Genomic DNA, 212 nt, shown 5'->3' on the forward strand with positions numbered 1-212 from the left:
CGCGGAAAGAAATTGTAGAGGACGTCGGTGACGGGCGAGGCTAAAAACACGAAAGCCGCGCCGCTGACGGCGGCGACCTGGATCGTCCGATCGAACTCACGCAGCGATCTGGGGTCGCGAAAGACCCTCCAGAGGATACTGACGGTGAGGACCAATACCAGAACGTTCCTGCCACCACGTCCGAAGAATACGGCGAACAGCATTCCGATTCC

At 59.0% G+C, this 212-nt stretch carries 1 protein-coding gene; it reads right to left on the reverse strand.

Annotated elements, in window-relative coordinates:
- The coding region (locus EXE42_RS19770) for a hypothetical protein (protein ID WP_206750753.1) at nt 1-203 on the reverse strand (203 nt) is incomplete at its 3' end.
- Nucleotides 204-212 lie beyond the last annotated feature (9 nt).

This window comes from Halorubrum sp. SP3, from assembly GCF_005435195.1.
In the GTDB taxonomy this organism is placed as follows: domain Archaea; phylum Halobacteriota; class Halobacteria; order Halobacteriales; family Haloferacaceae; genus Halorubrum; species Halorubrum sodomense.